Source organism: Gluconobacter aidae (assembly GCF_009547075.1).
GTDB lineage: Bacteria > Pseudomonadota > Alphaproteobacteria > Acetobacterales > Acetobacteraceae > Gluconobacter > Gluconobacter aidae.
This window is the reverse complement of sequence record NZ_WIPH01000019.1, coordinates 1-17,521: the sequence shown is the minus strand read 5'-3', so window position 1 is coordinate 17,521 and position 17,521 is coordinate 1. Positions and strand designations below refer to the sequence as shown.

General features: G+C 55.3%; 11 protein-coding genes. 1 reads left to right on the top strand and 10 read right to left on the bottom strand.

All coding sequences use genetic code 11. The features are described 5' to 3' along the window. Positions 1-6: 6 nt before the first annotated feature. The 3 genes from GFJ39_RS09225 to GFJ39_RS09215 are packed head-to-tail and all read right to left on the bottom strand — an operon-like array spanning position 7 to position 3,363. On the bottom strand, positions 7-1,215 hold the full coding sequence (locus tag GFJ39_RS09225) for a restriction endonuclease subunit S (protein WP_153431057.1): 1,209 nt from the start codon (positions 1,213-1,215) through the stop codon (positions 7-9). Next, positions 1,205-2,731 carry a type I restriction-modification system subunit M gene (locus GFJ39_RS09220; protein ID WP_211556024.1) on the bottom strand — a complete coding sequence of 509 codons (1,527 nt, stop codon included), beginning with the start codon at positions 2,729-2,731 and terminating at the stop codon, positions 1,205-1,207. Before GFJ39_RS09220 ends, GFJ39_RS09225 begins: the two co-directional genes overlap by 11 nt. Before the next feature lie 35 nt (positions 2,732-2,766). Further along, positions 2,767-3,363 carry a restriction endonuclease subunit S gene (locus tag GFJ39_RS09215; protein WP_153431056.1) on the bottom strand — a complete coding sequence of 199 codons (597 nt, stop codon included), beginning with the start codon at positions 3,361-3,363 and terminating at the stop codon, positions 2,767-2,769. 190 nt (positions 3,364-3,553) lie between these two features. On the opposite strand from GFJ39_RS09215, the gene GFJ39_RS09210 reads away from it, so the two are divergent. Further along, entirely contained in the window at positions 3,554-4,660 is a 1,107-nt protein-coding gene (locus GFJ39_RS09210) for a Fic family protein (RefSeq protein ID WP_153431055.1), read from the top strand. Positions 4,661-4,946: 286 nt separating this feature from the next. Here GFJ39_RS09210 and GFJ39_RS09205 read toward each other — a convergent pair whose 3' ends face one another. Genes GFJ39_RS09205 through GFJ39_RS09175 form a run of 7 tightly spaced genes read right to left on the bottom strand, consistent with a single transcriptional unit; the run spans position 4,947 to position 16,707 of the window. After that, the gene (locus tag GFJ39_RS09205) at positions 4,947-5,420 is read right to left on the bottom strand and encodes a nitrate reductase associated protein (protein WP_153431054.1); all 474 of its coding nucleotides are present in this window, start codon (positions 5,418-5,420) and stop codon (positions 4,947-4,949) included. Between the two features lie 28 nt (positions 5,421-5,448). Further along, complete coding sequence (locus GFJ39_RS09200; protein WP_153431053.1) at positions 5,449-6,429, bottom strand: CmpA/NrtA family ABC transporter substrate-binding protein; 981 nt, start codon at positions 6,427-6,429, stop codon at positions 5,449-5,451. Further along, positions 6,426-7,007, bottom strand: a complete 582-nt coding sequence (locus GFJ39_RS09195; protein ID WP_034881312.1) for an ANTAR domain-containing response regulator — start codon at positions 7,005-7,007, stop codon at positions 6,426-6,428. The genes GFJ39_RS09200 and GFJ39_RS09195 overlap by 4 nt, the downstream gene beginning before the upstream one ends. Before the next feature lie 15 nt (positions 7,008-7,022). Then, positions 7,023-10,946: a bifunctional nitrate reductase/sulfite reductase flavoprotein subunit alpha gene (locus GFJ39_RS09190; protein WP_153431052.1), complete on the bottom strand. Its 3,924-nt coding sequence runs from the start codon at positions 10,944-10,946 to the stop codon at positions 7,023-7,025. 6 nt (positions 10,947-10,952) lie between these two features. Then, positions 10,953-13,853 carry a nitrite reductase large subunit NirB gene (gene nirB / locus GFJ39_RS09185; protein ID WP_153431051.1) on the bottom strand — a complete coding sequence of 967 codons (2,901 nt, stop codon included), beginning with the start codon at positions 13,851-13,853 and terminating at the stop codon, positions 10,953-10,955. A 26-nt stretch (positions 13,854-13,879) separates the two neighbouring features. Then, on the bottom strand, positions 13,880-15,526 hold the full coding sequence (locus GFJ39_RS09180) for an alginate export family protein (protein WP_153431050.1): 1,647 nt from the start codon (positions 15,524-15,526) through the stop codon (positions 13,880-13,882). Next, positions 15,526-16,707, bottom strand: coding sequence for a nitrate/nitrite transporter (locus GFJ39_RS09175; protein WP_211556018.1), 1,182 nt, complete (start codon positions 16,705-16,707; stop codon positions 15,526-15,528). Before GFJ39_RS09175 ends, GFJ39_RS09180 begins: the two co-directional genes overlap by 1 nt. Between the last annotated feature and the right edge of the window lie 814 nt (positions 16,708-17,521).

Genomic DNA, 17,521 nt, shown 5'->3' with positions numbered 1-17,521 from the left:
AATACCTTAATCGACCTTCACGCGGCGCTTGCCCGTGAGAAGCTGCTGCATCAGGGCTTTCTTTTGCTGACGCAGGCGCGCAAGGTCGGATTCAAGGGCCGTGATTTCTTCGTCCGCTGTGGTCAGGACGGCGGCGATGGCTTTCTGTTCAGAAAATTCGGACGGGATCTTTATTTTTTGTCTAAGGACATCCTTTTTTCCCAAGCCCAACTGAGCCGTGCCGTTAGCCCTGCGACGTAAATTCTTATTTATTGGGTGTGAATTTATTAGAAAGTGAAGAAATTTACTGTCACAATCGCCAATATGGAGGGCATAAACATGGTCTCCCAGCACATACAGATCGTCTCGATCAATATAAGAAGTTCTACCTATAATATTTCCGCCTCCGATATCATCTTTTGGCATGACCAACGTACCTTTTGGCAAAAGGTCGGCATTATGCTGAGTGGATTTCGTGCAAACGAGATTTCCTAACCGGTTTACAGAACCCATATCGACAATAAATCGTTCTCCATTTTCACAGATATATTGAGTTTTAGATGTTGCTGTTTGTACCGTGGCAACATCTGAAAGAGAGCAAATTTTCCACTCCCCCGTGAACCCCGGCAGGCGTTTTTTGCCTGTGAGGAGTTGCTGCATGAGGGCTTTTTTCTGCTGCTGACTGTTGGCCAGAAGCTTCTCAGTCCCTTCAATCGCACGATCCCACGTCGAGAGGATCGCTGCGATCTTCTTCTGTTCGGGGAGTGGGGGGAGGATTACGGGAAACTGTTTTAATTGTGTGGAATTGATGCTTGCCAAATTTGTGCTGCGTTTCGCACAGGACAAAAAATATCCTTTGCCGTAGGGGCTGGCCGAGAGATTGGCTAGAAAGTAAGAATCAAGTTTATTCTGGTCTGGCCTTACGGCAAAGACGTGATTTTGATGTAGGCAAGGCATTATTTGGCCTCGCCATACATCTCCACGGCCCAATTTATCGAAATCACCGCCTTCGTTCATCAGAACGTCGCCGGAGTGAAGGGAAAAACGATTTATTTTCTCTTTATCTATTTCGATAGTTTTGACGTCTCTAAGATCAAGATAACCATCTTGCACGTTTGCAACGCGTAAATACGGAAGACTGATCGGATTTACGATGGTCTTCTGACTTTTGGCAATGCCGCTACGGATATCGGCAACATCTTCTAGTGACGCTTTTCTCCACCCCTCAGGAAGCATAACCCAGCTCCTTCAGATAAACGTCCATCTGTGTTTCTAGCGTTGCCAGTTCCACCTTAATCTCCGCCCGTTCGGCCCGAACGGCGTTCAGGTCGATTTCCTCTTCTTCCTCAAATGTATCGACATAACGCGGAATGTTCAGGTTGTAGTCGTTCTCCCTGATCTCGTCCGGCGTGGCGAGGTGGGCGTATTTGTCCACGTCCTTGCGGGCGCGGTAGGTGTCTACAATCTTGGTGATGTTCTCTTCGGTCAGCACATTCTGGTTCTTGCCCGCCCTGAACTCGCGGCTCGCATCAATGAACAGCACGTCCTTCGTCTTGCGGTCCTTGCGGAAGATCAGGATGGCGGCTGGAATCCCCGTGCCGAAGAACAGCTTTTCCGGCAGGCCGATCACGGCATCCAGCAGGTTTTCCTCAATCAGTTTCTGGCGGATCTTGCCTTCCGAACTGCCACGGAACAGCACCCCATGCGGCACGACCACGCCCATGCGGCCCGTGCGGTCTTTCAGGGTGCTGATCATGTGCAGAATAAAGGCGTAATCGCCCTTGGTTTTCGGCGGCACGCCACGGGCAAAGCGGTGATGCACGTCGCCTTCCGCCTCGTCATGTCCCCATTTATCGAGACTGAAAGGCGGGTTGGCCGTCACCACGTCAAAGCGCATCAGGTGGTTTCTGTCATCCAGCAGCTTGGGGTTGCGGATCGTGTCGCCCCATTCAATGCGGTGATTGTCCTCGCCGTGCAGGAACATGTTCATCTTGGCAAAGGACCATGTGGAGCCAATGGCTTCCTGCCCATACAGGGCGTAGTCCCGGCTGCCCTTGTGGTTCTGCGTCACCTGCCGTCCGCATTTCATCAGCAGGGACGCCGAGCCGCAGGCCGGATCACAGATCGTCTCGCCCGGCTTCGGGCTCAGAATACGGGCCAGCAGTTCACTGACTTCCGGCGGGGTGTAGAACTCCCCGGCCTTCTGCCCGCCACTGGCAGCGAAGTTCTTGATCAGGAACTCATAGCCGTTGCCAATCACGTCCAGATTGCCGACGCGGGAAGGGCGCAGGTTCAGGTCCGGCTTGTGGAAATCTTCCAACAGATGGCGCAAAATGGTGTTCTTCTGCTTCTCGTCGCCCAGCTTGTCGGAGTTGAAGCTGATGTCCTGGAAGACGCTCTTGCCTGCGTCCTTCAGCTTGGTGCCGTTGGCCTCTTCAATGGCGTGCAGGGCTTTATCAATTCGCTCACCATTGCCGGGGACATTGCGCTCTTTATAGAGGGTGTAGAAGTCCGCACCTTTGGGCAGAACAAAGCGTTCCTGCGCCATCATGGCTTCGATCAGGGCGGGGTTGTCGCCATAGTCTTTCTTATAGCCGTCATAATGGTCCTGCCACACATCGGAGATGTATTTCAGGAACAGCATGGTCAGCAGGTAATCGCGGTAGGTATCGGGGCTGACGGTGCCACGGAAGGTATCGCAGGCGCTCCATAGTGCCTTGTTAATCGTATCCTGTGAAATCTGCTCGGTCACGAGGTCAAATCCTGTTTCAAAACGTCAAGGGAGTGTCAGTCCGCCAGAAGGTCTCTGGCAAGCCCGGTCATGATCTGCTGGTTGGTCTGGCGCAGGCGGTGCAGAAGCTCTTCCTCGCGCTGCATGGCGTTGGCCAGACCCACAATCTGTTCCTGTCGGGGCAGGGGAGGCAGCATAACAGGCGTGGCCTCCAGCACCGGTCGGGCGATGTTGCGGACGAGGGTGGAACTCTGGCCGTTCTGCTCCAGATGCCGCTGCGCCGGTTCCTGATTGAGCCACCAGGCCAGCCAGGCGGGCAGCACGTCTGGACGCGACACGCGCAGCAGAAAGAAGTGTGGAGCGGCGACGGCCTGAAGGCTGCCAATGCGCTCATCGATCAGAACCGCCAGTGACACATTGCCCCGCGCGGGGAAGAGAATATCCCCCGGACGCAGCCAGTCCGGCTCACGACGTCCGGCCACTTCGGTGCGCACGCAGGACGTCCAGTCCACGCCCGACGTGGACGTGTCCCGCATCTGCACGACAGCCGTTTCCGCCCCATCGGTCGGGTCGATTTTCCCTCGGAACGGGTGTCCCGCTACGACTGCCGCGATGTCTGAAAGGACCGCTTTATCTGCGTGAAGGTGTTTCATGCGATTATATAAGGAGCATGAACGTAGATCTGTCAATGATAAATATGCGCGAAAGACATTCACGCATAAAGGGGCATGTGGGACGAACTCGGGATCGCTGGCCTGAGGGAATAGCCGCATCTGTTGCGGTGATTGACGTTGCACCCTGCGGCGATTAGATGGCATATTCTCCGCAAAGGATGCAGGGAAAATGGTGCGATATATCTATCAGCGCGCGGAATGGCCGAATTTTCAATGGGACAAAGAGATCATTTCCCATGAACTGGCCGCCGTGCGTCACCGACAGGGTCGGCTTCTGGGACGCATGGAAAGTCTGGGGTTCGATTTCAGATCGGAAGCCCTGCTCCAGACCCTGACGGAAGATGTCCTCAAATCGAGCGAGATCGAGGGCGAAAATCTCGATCGTGAGCAGGTGCGCTCGTCCATCGCGCGACGGCTGGGCATGGATATTGGCGCGCTGGCACCAGTGGATCGGGACGTTGAAGGTGTCGTGGAGATGATGCTGGACGCGACCCGGCATTATGCCGATCCATTGACCGCAGAGAGGTTGTTCGCATGGCATGCGGCCTTGTTCCCGACTGGCCGAAACGGCATGTCGCGCATTCTGGTCGGAGAATGGCGTGATGACAGAACCGGTCCGATGCAGGTCGTATCAGGGCCTGTCGGACGCGAGAAAGTCCACTATGAAGCCCCGTCCGCCAGCAGCGTGCCCGCGGAGATGCAGGTTTTTCTCGACTGGTGCAATGCTGGGCAGGCGTTGGACCCTGTGCTCAAGGCGGCCATTGCACATCTGTGGTTTGTTACCCTTCATCCATTCGAGGACGGGAACGGGCGCATGGCGCGGGCCATTGGCGACCTCATATTGGCGCGTTCGGAGCAGACAGACCAGCGTTTCTACAGCCTGTCAGCCCAGATCCGTCAGGAGCGGAAAGAGTATTACGCCATTCTTGAGGCCACCCAGAAAGGAGACATGGACATCACGCCCTGGCTGCGCTGGTTTCTGGGGGCTCTGGATCGTGCTTTTGACCGTGCTGAACTGGTCCTGGGAAAGGTCATTCAGAAGGCCCGCTTCTGGGACACTCTGGTAGGTCAATCAATCAATGACCGGCAATGTCTCATGCTGAACCGTCTGCTGGACGGGTTCGAGGGTAAGCTGACGTCATCCAAATGGGCAAAGCTCGCAAAGACGTCACCAGATACAGCCCTGCGGGATATCAATGATCTCGTAGAGCGCGGTGTCTTGGATAAGGAGGCGGCGGGTGGCAGAAGCACGAGTTATGTTCTGGTTCTTCCCTGAGGCGTGAGCCGTGGATTGCATTTAATGCTCTGGTTTTCTCCAGATCGCGGGAAAGGCAATTCATCGTCTCTGTAGCGGCAATAGAGAATTTCCGAAGAATTATCCAAAGTAAGGTTAGTGGAAACAAAAAAGGAATATTTTAACATTCACTTATTTTTCAAAAAAACAAGAATATTAACAAATATGCAGCCAAATTTCTCCGTGTATAAGGACAAATGGGATATCTATCGACTGTAAAATATATCGATTTTGGTCCGTCATTCACAAAATTTTTTTTGAATATATACTATTCGCGGCCCTGAAAAATAAATTCTTTCAAAGCGACAGGAAGATTATGATTTTCGTGGCCAGATCGGCAAAGCTTTACAAGCGAAAAGCGTTGCAAGGGCGTTAAGGTTGCCCATTTTTGCAGTGGTATAGAGGAAAGTTCTTTCTCCATAATCTGCTTTTGGAGGCACAGGGGCACCGACTGGCTATCCTGCCATTCAGTAGACTGTGGCTGATCAAGAAAAACAGGTTCTTCATTGGTGCGTGTGCGAATCAAGTCTTTCAGGAAACGACGATAGGTCAGCCTATCAGGATCTGATTCTGTCGGACGGTAGCAGAGTTCGTAACGATCGTTGTAACTGAAATGGCTCCATTGGCGGAGACTGAGTTTTATTCCACATTCATCGAGTTTCATGCGCACGCTCATTGGAATGCAGCGAAGCGTATCGGCGAAATCACGTTCGAATTCAAATATCTGTAAATCTGTGCTCATGGTTCTGTCTCCGGAAGATCTGTGTAGCTTAGGAAATAGGGGCCGGTGTGAGCCAGCCAAGTTCGTAAAGCCGCTTCATATTCGCAGGGGTTAACCAACCCTGTGCCTGCATGGCCCGGATCATCCAACTGATTGAAAGATCGACGTCTGAAGCCGAAAAATCGAATTGCATGGCGTTGAGGTTGTGCTGATCAGGCATGATCTTTTCTGTCGCTTCGCGTGGAAGGGCCAGGCCGCCGTTCGCCAGGGGGCTGGAAAGTTGACGAACGATCTCCGCAGAATTGCTGGGGTTCATACAGAAGCGTGTTGCTTCGCCAATGGCGGCCTGCAAAGCTTGCGTCAGCGCCGGCGCACTCTGACCCCAGCGTTGTGTCGTCACGAGAGTTTTCTCCAGATGACCGGTATGGATATTGGCGGATCCAGCTACGATGGATCCGAGACCATGCAGATCGGCTTCCGTTCCCCAAGGTGGGCCCGCACAAAAGCCGTCAATTTCCGCAGCGGCCAGAGCATCTATCATGCGGTCGGGGGGCATGATGACGATTTCCACATCCTGTTCTGGATGGGCATGCAAACTTTTGAGGAAGTCCATCAGAATGAGGAAATGGGTCGAATACAGATGTACTACTGCCAGCTTGGGGCGCCGGCTTAAACCCGTACGCCAGCTTTCAAAATTTCGGTGCTTTGTCACGTCATCCGTTCCCAGGAACGGTGGGAGGTGCTGTCCACGAAGAACAACCGTGTTGCCGCCACGGCTGATAGGGATACCCCGGTGCAGGCCGATTTCCCGACCGCGATGACCCAGCGCCGTCATGATCGCCAAAGGAGGGAAAACCAGCGCAGCGTCCAGTCCATTCCAGACAAGACCATCTGCGATATTGGCCCACGATGGCGAGACTATCAGTTCCGCATCCAGACCATGTTTTTCAAATATTCCGAGATTGCGGGCGATAATCAGAGGGGCGCTATCTGCCAGCCTCAGCAGGCCTATTCTGATGGCAGAACTCATGATGCATCATCCTTGGTGTGAACCCGGAGGTAGTCAGTGGCAACATCCACCAGCTTACGGGCCTGCTGCATGGCTCGGCGTCTGAACCAGCGATAGGCTTCTGCCTCGCTGCAGCGTTCGTTACGCATGAAGATTTTCTTTGCTGTATCGACAGTTTCCCGATCCGAAAGGACCTGTCGGGCCGCTTTCAGCTCGGCTGCTGTTTCCTGAAAGCGACGGTATAGTGCAATCGCCGACCGAAGCAGGGGTTTGACGTCCCGAGGCGGCGTATCCATCACGTTGTAGGAACAGACGCCAGCCGCAAAAGCATCTTCCATGAGCGCTTCGTCATCTTCGTCGACAAACAGGGCGACGGGGCGCTCCAACCCGGAGGAGGATAGCGCCCGCACACTGTCCAGTCCGTCGCGGTCGGCGCGGCAGATGTCCACGAGCACAATGTCAGGAACGTGAGCTTTGACCGCTGAAATCAGACTTTCGTACCCTTCAAGTCGAATGACCTCCAATGAAGAATCAGCTTTCAAAATCTCTGACAGGGCGCCAGCCCGCTGGGAGTTCTCGTCTGCGAGAAGAATTTTCATTGTCATGGAGCTATATCAGTACACATCACGGACGTATCGCCCATTTCTTACAAGGTTACTGACATACTCATCGGCCTGTTCCGTGGACATACCGCCATAGCGGGCTACGATACGGCGCAGGGCGCTATCGACGTCCCTGGCCATTCGCGCAGCATCTCCGCACACGTAGAAATATGCGCCTCCATGCAGCCATCTCCAGAGTTCTTCGCCGTTTTCTTCCATGCGGTCCTGGACATAGATCCGCTGGTCCTGATCACGGGAAAATGCCGTATGCAGATGTGTCAGGCATCCCTGTTCCATGAAGCCTTCCAGCTCCTCGCGATAGTAAAACCCGTTTTCTGCATGACGCTCTCCGAAGAAAAGCCAGTTTCGGCCCGGGCTGTTACAGGCCGCCCGCTCCTGGAGGAAAGCACGGAAGGGGGCAATTCCTGTGCCTGGCCCCACCATGATGACAGATTTGGTATGATCGTCAGGTAAACGGAACTGGGATGTGGTCTGTAGGAAAACCGGGACCTCGGAATCTTCGTGTAAACTTCCCAGCCAGTTTGAGCACAGACCAGGGTAGGGCTCATTATTGACACCCACCGTGATGTGTACGCTGTCAGGGTATGCTTTCAGCGATGATGCGATTGAATAGAGGCGAGGCTGCATCCGGCGGAAAAGGTTCGGGATATCCTGAGCCTGCACGCCGATTTTGGCTGTTGCCAGCAGCTCCGGCAGGTAGCTGGAAGACGGCGCCCCCAATTTTTCCAGCAACGCCGGAGACGGTCGGGACAGATCGAAATGTCTGGTCAGGGCGTCTGCGAGCGACACAGTTCCATGACCTCGCACTGAGACTGTTGTGCCGGAAGGTAGTCCCAGAGAGCTTAGAACGCTCTCAACAGTTGAGTCAGCATTGCAGGGCCAGACCCCCAGAGCATCCCCAGGTTCATAGTGCAATCCTGTCCCGGAGAGATCCAGAACGATCTGTCGTGTTTCCTTGTCGCTGTTCCTTCCCGTCAGGCAGTGATTAAGGCTGATGCGTGCAATCGCAGGGTTGGCTCGGGTGATGGCTGGTGCGTCCGGTAACGGAACGGCTGGGACTGGGACCGTTTTGGCACCCAGGGCAGCCAGAAATCTGTGCTGCCAAGCCTCAACGGTTTCTTCGTAATCGGGCTCACAATCCTGTCGTGGCATAAGCGGGGTTGCGCCGAGCGCGATCAGGCGGTCATCAAGAGCCCGACCAAACCCGCAGAAACTGGCGTATGAAGAATCCCCAAGCGCTATCATGGCGTAACGGATATCTTCGCGCAGTTCCTGGGCATTGCGAAGCTCATCCCAGAAAGCACTGGCGCTATCAGGGGCATCTCCGTCGCCGAAGGTGGAAACGACGAAGAGGACCGTTCCGCAAAGATCGGCGGGTTTGCTGGTATCCAGACTCATGGCATCGACACCGTAGCCGCTTTCTTTCAGCCAGACAGCGAGTTCTTCAGCCAGACCTTCTGCCCGACCTGTCTGGGACGCCCACCGAAGAAGAAGCCTTGGTTGGGTACCGGTCGGACTTTCCGAAACAGCAGGATCCTTCGACACAGGGCTGCGGGCATACAGACCAGCCAGAAGGCCATTAATTCTGGCTTTCTGCTCTGTCGGCAAAGGAGCACTCGGGGGAACAAAGGGAAGCTCGTTTGCCGGTGGGGCAAGTTTCAGGCCGTCCATGAATCCCGTCAACCACTGGCGACTTTCAACGGACAGGACCAGGGGTTCCGCTCGAGCGAGGCCAAGATGCTGTGTCAGATAATCAAGCGGCATGGCAGGAGCGTTCTCCTCTGCGGGAACAGAAACAGTTTCGATGCGCGAGAGGGACACTGCGCAGTGTTTGATCCCGGGCTGAAGGGAGACGGGGTCCGTGAAATCGGCCGTGACAGCATTGATTGTCAGATTTTCGCCGAAGCGGTCGTTCCAGTGAAAGGGTGCAAAGCATGTTCCCGGCGCAACGCGGTCAGTTGGACGGGCGGGAAGGATTGCGGTGCCCCGGCGGGAACGGAGTTCGACGGGATCGTCCTTGCACAGGCCCAGCCGTTCGGCATCAGCAAGAGCGATTTCCACGAAAGGGCCGGAATTGAGCTTGTTAAGTCCATCGACCCGACCAGTTTTGGTGAGCGTGTGCCATTGATGCTGGAGGCGCCCGGTGTTGAGCAGGAAAGGGAATTCGTCGTCCGGCTGTTCTTCCAAGGGGAGATAAGGTCGGGCATGAAAAGCCGCTTTTCCGTCGTCAGTGGCGAAAACAGGCGGTTTATTCGGGTCAGGCCGGTAGCGGATCGGATGGCGGGGCAGGGCGTCTCCCGTCTGGCTAGGCCACTGGACGGGACCGGATTTCAGACGGTCGTGGCTGACTCCGGAAATATCGTAGCCTGTCCTGGGATTGGCGAAACGGCTGGCTTCGTCAAAGACTTCAGTAGAAGATGAGAAAGTGAAAGCCTCCTCAAAGCCCATCTCACAGGCGACACGTGCAATGATGTCCCAGTCTGCCATGGCTTCACCGGGCGGAGAGACAGCCTGCCGGGCCAGCGTCATGGTGCGGTCAGAGTTGACCAGCACGCCATCTCCTTCGGCCCATAACGCACCCGGCAGAAGAATATCCGCATAAGCCGCCGTTTCCGTGTCGGCGTAGGCATCCTGAACAATGACCAGATCAGCGGCTTCAAGAGCCGCGGTAACGTTGGCACGGCGTGGCACAGTCGCGACAGGGTTTGTGCAGATGATCCAGCAGGCACGGATTTCACCGCGGGTCATGGCTTCGAACATGGCTATCGCGCCATGGCCACCTGCTTTGCGAATGGTTCCTGCGGGCAGCTTCCATTGTTGCTCGACAAAGGCCCGGTCATCATCGACCAATGCCGAGCGCTGGCCGGGGAGGCCGGGGCCCATATAGCCCATTTCTCGACCACCCATGGCATTGGGCTGTCCTGTGAGGGAAAACGGTCCGGCGCCCGGGCGGCAAATGGCGCCAGTGGCAAGATGAAGATTGCAGATCGCGTTGGTATTCCAGGCTCCTGAAGTGCTCTGGTTCAGTCCCATGGTCCACAGCGTCAGCCACGCATCGGCTTCCGCAATCCATCTGGCGGCTGTTTCGATATCATCTTGTGGAAGGCCGGTAATCCCGGCAACGCGTTCGGGAGAATAATCTGCCAGAAAAGCTGGCATATCGCTCCAGTCCTTCGTTGCACTGGCGATAAAGTCCGGATCTATCGCGTCATCACGAACCAGAATGTGAAGAATGCCGTTCAGCAGGGCGAGATCGGTGCCTGGGCGGATCTGAAGGAACAGGTCCGCCTTGTCTGCCGTAGCGGTCCGTCGTGGATCAACGACGATGAGTTTAGCTCCCTGACGTTTGCGGTCCATCAGGCGCAGGAACAGGATCGGATGGCAGTCGGCCATATTGGCGCCGATCACGAAGAACAGGTCCGTGCAGTCGAAATCCTCGTAGCTTCCCGGAGGGGCATCTGCGCCCAGGGAGAGTTTGTAGCCAGCTCCCGCCGCCGCCATGCACAGACGGGAGTTGGACTCGATATGCTGGGTTCTCAGGTATCCTTTGACGAGTTTGTTCGCCAGATACTGCGCTTCCAGAGACATCTGGCCGGAGACGTAAAGGGAGATCGCATCCGGGCCGTATTCTTCCAGAATCTGCTTCAGGCGACGGGCTGTTTCTCTGATGGCTGCGTCCATTCGGGTGGGAACGGGCAGAGACGTCCTGTGCGGCCGGATCTGCGGCATATCCAGCCGTGTAGACGATGACACCGGTTTGTCGCAGGAACTTCCTTTGGTGCATAGGCGACCACCATTCGTCGGGTGCTCGGTATCTCCGCGCACCTTGACGATCTGATGGTTCTCAACCTCCAGCACGATGCCGCAGCCGACACCGCAATAGGGGCAGACAGAACGGATGTCTTCCCGTGTCATGAACAGTTAAGCAGACAGGCGTTCTGCGATGGTCTCCATAACCCTGGCGCGGATTTCAACCTTGCCTTCGGGGGTCAGACGCGTGTCCCACGTTCGCAGGGATTTGCTGGAATCTTCAAGACAGATCCCGTTTTCCAGATTGAAATGCTGTTTGTAAAGCGGGGAGGCGACAACGAGCTGCCCCCGCAGATCCCCTATGATGCCGCGTCCGATGATATTGGCCTTCGAGAATGGGTCATGGTTGTCCACGGCAAAAACGCGGGCGGATGTGTTTTCCGTTTCCGGCAGATAAAACAGGGCGATCTGCGCACCTTCATACCAGGCAACCACGCCTGATCGTGGGACCAGATCGTTCTTGTCGCACAGGGCCGTCCATTCCACCGGACCCGCGCCTTCCAAAAGGGTAGCCTGATTGGGGGCTGGTTTGACCTGATCGCGCTCGGGAACAAGCTGAACGTTTGGATCGGGGCGGCTGTCATTGACAAAAGTGCGGAAGCGCTTGAGCTTCTCGCCGTCCGTCAGGGCATCCTTCCATTCACAGTGGTATGTTTCGACCACATGCTGCATCTGCTGTTCCAGCTCTTCGGCAATGCCAAGGCTGTCCTTGATGATGACGTCTTTGAGATAATCGAGACCGCCCTCCAGACCTTCCCGCCAGACAGACGTGCGCTGGAGCTTGTCTGCGGTACGGATGTAGAACATCAGGAAGCGGTCGATGTATTTCACGAGCGTTTCTGAATCGAGATCGGTCGCGAAAAGCTCTGCATGGCGCGGACGCATCCCGCCATTGCCACAGACATACAGGTTCCAGCCGTTTTCCGTAGCGATAATGCCCACATCCTTGCTCTGGGCCTCGGCGCATTCCCGCGTACAGCCGGATACGGCGAATTTGAGCTTGTGCGGAGAGCGCAGCCCCTTATAGCGGTTCTCAAGATCCAGCGCCTTACCGACGCTATCCTGCACGCCATAACGGCACCATGTGCTGCCAACACAGGATTTTACCGTCCGTGTGGACTTTCCATAAGCATGGCCCGTCTCAAATCCTGCCTCCAGAAGCTCTCCCCAGATTTCGGGAAGCTGGTGGAGTTGAGCGCCAAACAGATCGACACGCTGGCCACCGGTGATCTTGGTGTAGAGGCCATATTTCTTTGCAACCTGCCCCAGGACAATCAGCTTGTCCGGGGTAATTTCGCCACCTGCAATGCGGGGAACAACGGAATAGGTCCCGTTCTTCTGCATATTGGCCATGAACGTGTCGTTCGTGTCCTGCAAAGGAATATAGAGCGGATCGGTGATCGGCTTGTTCCATGCCGAGGCAAGGATCGAGCCAATGGTTGGTTTGCAGATATCGCAGCCTAAACCGCCATTACCATGGCGTGTCATCAGCTCTTCAAAGCTGCGGATGCCATGGACACGAACGAGGGAGTACAACTCCTGACGTGTATGGGAAAAATGCTCGCAAAGGCTGTGATCGACCTCGATGCCCCGGGCGGAAAGTTCCGTTTCGAACACGCTCTTGAGCAGAGCCGCGCAGCCGCCGCAGCCTGTACTGGCCTTTGTGCTCTGCTTGAGCGTGGCCAGATCGGCGCAACCCGCATCAATGGCGCTACAGATCGAGCCTTTCGTAACGTTGTGGCAGGAGCAGATCATGGCCGTATCAGGCAGGGCGTCCGCGCCCAGAAGCTCTGCCCCTTCACCACGCGGCAGGATCAGTGCGGCGGGGTCAGCCGGCGGTTTGATGCCGTTCTGAACATACTGGAAGATCGTGTCGTAATAGGAATTGTCCCCAACAAGGATCGCCCCTGTCACACGCTGGCCGTCCGCGGACAGAACGAGACGCCGATAGGAGCCATCGGCCTCGCCGATGAAGCGATAGCTCGTGGCGCCGGGCTCCCGTCCGTGCGCATCGCCGATCGAACCTACATCCACACCCTGAAGCTTGAGCTTGGTGGACATGTCCGCGCCCGTAAAGGCGGCGTCTTCTCCGGCCAAAAGGGAAGCAACGGTCCGCGCCATGGTGTATCCCGGTCCGACCAGACCAAAGACCTGATCCTGCCAGAGCGCACATTCACCGATGGCGAAAATGTCCGGATCGGACGTCCGGCACTGATTGTCGATCACGAGGCCGCCCCGTGCGCCCACAGCCAGCCCGCAAGCCCTGCCAAGCTGATCGGTCGGGCGGATACCGGCAGAGAAAACAACCATATCGGTTTCAAAAGAAGGACTGTTCGCAAACACCAAGCGATGACGTTTTTGTTCGCCGGCGACAATCTCTTTGGTCGCGTGGGAGGTTCTCACATCAATCCCAAGCGTCTCAATGCGCCTGCGAAGCGCGCGACCGCCCTCTTCATCAAGCTGGGCCGACATCAGATGCGTTCCAAGCTGTACGACACTGACGTCCAGCCCCAGAAGTTTCAGGGCATGAGCGGCTTCCAGTCCCAGCAGGCCGCCACCAATGACGGTTCCATGGCTGGCTCCTTTAGCGGCAGCGCGGATGATGTCCAGGTCCTCAAGCGTGCGGTAGACAAGACCTGCACTTCCGGTATTGCCTGGTATTGACGGCACGAACGGGACGGAGCCTGTCGCTAAAATCAGTGTGCTGTAGGGAAGAATACCTTCTTCGCTTTCCACGGCCCTGGCGTCACGGTCGATCCGCATGACAGGAACACCCAGATGCATGATGATGCCGTGAGCCGAGTGAAAATCTTCCTCATGCAAACGCAGGGCCAGCGCATCCTGACTCGTCATGTATTCCGTAAGATGAACGCGGTCATAGGCATGGTGGCGCTCGGAGCCAAAGACATGGATCTGATGCGTTTCATGCAGACCGTGCATGACGAGCTGCTCGGCACAGTAATGTCCAACCATTCCGTTGCCGATGATGATGATGTTCTCTTTCATGGTCATCTGTCCGTTCTCTGAGGCAGTCATGGTCAAAACTTGAATTCGAGAGTCTGCATGTAGAACGCGTCGCTTTTTGCGCCTGCCGTGCGCATGCTGCGAGATGCGATGAAGCCTGCGATGTCGTGAGTCCAGGTCCAATGTGGAGCAAAGTTCCAGGCAAGTTGCGTCTGGGGAGTGGCCCCAATAAAGCCGCCAGATAACCCATTGCGCCAAGAATAGATCTTGCCTGTGCCATACACCGCATCCTGTGTGCTTTCCCGCCAGAAGAAAGGCACATGCAGCTTGATGTGAAGGTTTTTCCGCAGAGCAAATGTCGCCAGAGGCCCCACACCGATCAGGTTCTGGGACGTTACGGACAACGTCACATCGTTATAGTACGGCAAGGGAAAATAAGGGGATGCAAACGTCCCGACTGCGCCATCCTTGCTATGATAGGAGCCGCCGGAAAAAAGATCGGCCTGCAGACCAGCGCTCGGCTTGGTCGCAAGATCAGGACGGTTATACAGCAGGGATGCATTAACAGCATAAGCCCGTACAGCACGGGTGGGCTGCCTTTCCTGTGCTGGCCGAAACTGGCCTCCCTGAAACACACCGCTCAGGCTCGTCGAGAAAGGGCCGATATTTCCCCATAGTCGCATGCCGACATTGTCCCGACGGCTGGAACCTGCCTCTGTACCCGTTGTCGTCGGGATAGATGCTGTGGAGCCACTGTAGAGATAGCCGATGTAAAAGACGTCTGCGAAAAGCTGACTCTTCTTTCCCATGGCTCTGAATGCAGGAAGCGCCGTGGACGTCATGGCGCCATACATCCGGGCACTGTAGTTCGTGCCATCTCCAAAGACAGCATCAGGCAGTTTGTTGGTCTGCATGAAATCAAACAGATCCACCCGAAAACGTTTCCAGATGGCATAGCCACGGATACCATCCCAGGTCTGCTGTGCATTCGTCAGGTCCCGGGCGGACTGCATGAAGACAGGCGTATCAAGGAAGACCTGTCGACCACCAATAATGCCGGCTTTGGCTCCCAGAAGATTGCCCTTCACTTCCAGAATACCCTGCTGGAGATCCAGTCGTTCCCGCTGCACCCCTGTCTGGTATCCGTAGGTATTGGAGCCTCCTGCGACGCCGTACAGGAACTCGGCATAAGCGCGGACATGCGCTCCCAGATGAAGATCGGCGCCATAAAGATTGCGCAGAAGAACCCGGTTGGCGTTGGTCTTGCCTGCCGTTCCCATCATGGGCTGGTTTTCATAGACATAACGGAGGCGTTCTTCCGCGTTCAGAGAAAGCCAGATACTTCCGCTTTCATTCAGGCGAATATATTTCAGGCGGCTGAACCAGTCATTCCTGCGCTGTTCCGGCGGGGTATTAACGATATCGCTCCAGTCTTCCGCCCAACGAACCTGACCAAAGCCCGCCATTGACCCGAAACCGGATGCGGCTCCGTTCCCCGCATTGAAAGCATCCCAGTCCGGGGAGTGCGCGGAGCGGTTTTGCTGGGTGTGAACCGGCTGAGTGACGGCTTTTGTTCTGGAGCGTTCGGACAGATGAACCCCGACATGGGGGTTGGGAGTATCGTCAGCTTTCACGGGGCTGGAGAATGCCAGCCCCCCCAAAGCAAGACCTGCCAGCATGGGCGCATAGGGAAGGGGAGAGAAGACGGAAAGACCAGTCATCAGCCGATCTCCCGCCAGCGATGGTGACACAGTACAACGGCGATGCAGGCAATCAGGCAGATCCCGGCGAAAGCGAGAAATCCCGGCCCGTAAGAATTGACGATCTGTCGGGCTTCCCCCAGTGAGAGCGCCAGGTAGAAGCCGCCGACCCCGCCGGCCATACCGACCAGCCCTGTCAGAATGCCGACCTGACGCGGGAAGCGGGCTGGAACAAGCTGAAAAACGGCGCCATTGCCCAGCCCGAGCGTTACCATCCCCAAGAGGAATACCGGGAATGCGAGATAGATCGTCGGAAGTCCAAGGGCAATGACGCAAAAGCAGCCTGCCGCGACCGCATACAGGATGGTCAGGGCTTTCGTGCCGCCCACACGGTCGGCGAAGGCTCCTCCAACTGGCCGCACAAAAGAGCCTATGAAAACGACAAATGCCGTACACGCACCAGCAACGGTGGGAGAGAGATTGTACTGGTCATTGAAATAAATGGTGAGGAACGACGCAAGACCCACAAACCCACCAAAGGTCACGCTATAGAAAAACATCAGCAGCCAGCTATCGCCGGATCCCAGAACTGGACCCCATGAGCGCAGGCCCGGAGATGCTGGCCGATTGACAGGCTCTCTGGCCAGAATAAGGAAAAGTAGCAGAACGCAGATGAGCGGAAGCGTCGCAAGGCCGATGACGTTGCGCCATCCCACCAGAACCGCCAGTCCGGGCGCAAAAAGTGAGGCCAGCGCGGTTCCTGAGTTGCCTGCGCCTGCAATGCCGAGCGCGGTTCCCTGATACTGCGGAGGATACCAGACGGAGGCAAGGGGAAGGGCAATGGCGAAAGATGCCCCAGCAACGCCAAGAATGCCCGCCAGTCCGAACATCTGACCGTAAGTATGAGGTGCAAGGTACCAGACCAGGGCAAGGCCGAAAATGACTGTAAGCTGTGCGGCAATCGCGACGCGGCGCGGGCCGAACATATCCACCAGGCCCCCAGCCAACACACGAAAGGCGGCCCCGGCCAGCACAGGCGTTGCGACTAGCAGTCCTTTCTGCCCAGCATTCAGGTGAAGGTCATGCGCAATCGCAATGCCGAGAGGACCTAACAAAACCCAGATCATGAATGAGACGTCGAAATATAGAAAAGCGGCCAGCAGGGTTGGTGCGTGCCCGGCTTTCAGGAAACCCCTGTCCACAATACATTTCCAGACGACACATCAAACAGGGATGCGTCATCGCCCATTTAGGGCCAGTGGACCGCCATTGATCCACCCTATGCGTCTCCGTCCTGACCGGACAAACCCGACTCTCCACCGGCACTGATAGAGTATCGTTACATTGTGTGTAGAGACTATATTGCAGAACGATCTGATGTCAAAATAATAAAGTATGGTTGGAACGATTCCTTCTGACGGTTAAATTTCGAGTGCTGAGAAATAAATATCGCATAATATCATGCGTAATTTTGGGTTTTTTAAGAGGAAAACAAGTTTTAATGAGCATACCTAAATTAGTACATCTATATAAAATAATTATAGAAAATATATTTCTATGAAATACTTTGAAACACTTAAAAATAATATAAATTATCAAAATTATTTTTGTAAGTATTTTGTAATAATTTAATTATTATTTATTTAAATATGTATGAGGCGCCCCCTGCTTGATGGGTTCGACGGAAGACGGATCATCGGAGGATATGTGTGATCAGAACCTGGGGTGGGGCCTCCAGATAGAGGAGTCGAATTTCCTGGATCACCAAGCGAGTGAGCTTTTGCGACATGGCGGCGGGCGCTTTCTGAACGTAAGCGTATTGGCGTGGGAGCGCATAATGGGACATTATGTAACCTCCGTATTCGGGTATTGCTGCGGAATAGGCTACAGAGGCCGCTGTCAAAACAAAATTTTGATAAAAACAACGGTTTGTCAATCGACAATGTCATGCAGTGAGCTTCTTCACGAAACCGCTCACAAGGTGCAGGCTACATTGGTTGTGTGCCCCCGCAACCA

Bases quoted from the DNA above. Each gene is read 5' to 3' on its own strand.
- GFJ39_RS09190 (WP_153431052.1), bottom strand. From the start codon at position 10,946: ATGACACGGGAAGACATCCGTTCTGTCTGCCCCTATTGCGGTGTCGGC.
- GFJ39_RS09215 (WP_153431056.1), bottom strand. From the start codon at position 3,363: ATGAAACACCTTCACGCAGATAAAGCGGTCCTTTCAGACATCGCGGCA.
- GFJ39_RS09195 (WP_034881312.1), bottom strand. From the start codon at position 7,007: ATGAAAATTCTTCTCGCAGACGAGAACTCCCAGCGGGCTGGCGCCCTG.
- GFJ39_RS09210 (WP_153431055.1), top strand. From the start codon at position 3,554: ATGGTGCGATATATCTATCAGCGCGCGGAATGGCCGAATTTTCAATGG.
- GFJ39_RS09225 (WP_153431057.1), bottom strand. From the start codon at position 1,215: ATGCTTCCTGAGGGGTGGAGAAAAGCGTCACTAGAAGATGTTGCCGAT.
- GFJ39_RS09200 (WP_153431053.1), bottom strand. From the start codon at position 6,429: ATGAGTTCTGCCATCAGAATAGGCCTGCTGAGGCTGGCAGATAGCGCC.
- GFJ39_RS09180 (WP_153431050.1), bottom strand. From the start codon at position 15,526: ATGACTGGTCTTTCCGTCTTCTCTCCCCTTCCCTATGCGCCCATGCTG.
- GFJ39_RS09205 (WP_153431054.1), bottom strand. From the start codon at position 5,420: ATGAGCACAGATTTACAGATATTTGAATTCGAACGTGATTTCGCCGAT.
- nirB (WP_153431051.1), bottom strand. From the start codon at position 13,853: ATGACCATGAAAGAGAACATCATCATCATCGGCAACGGAATGGTTGGA.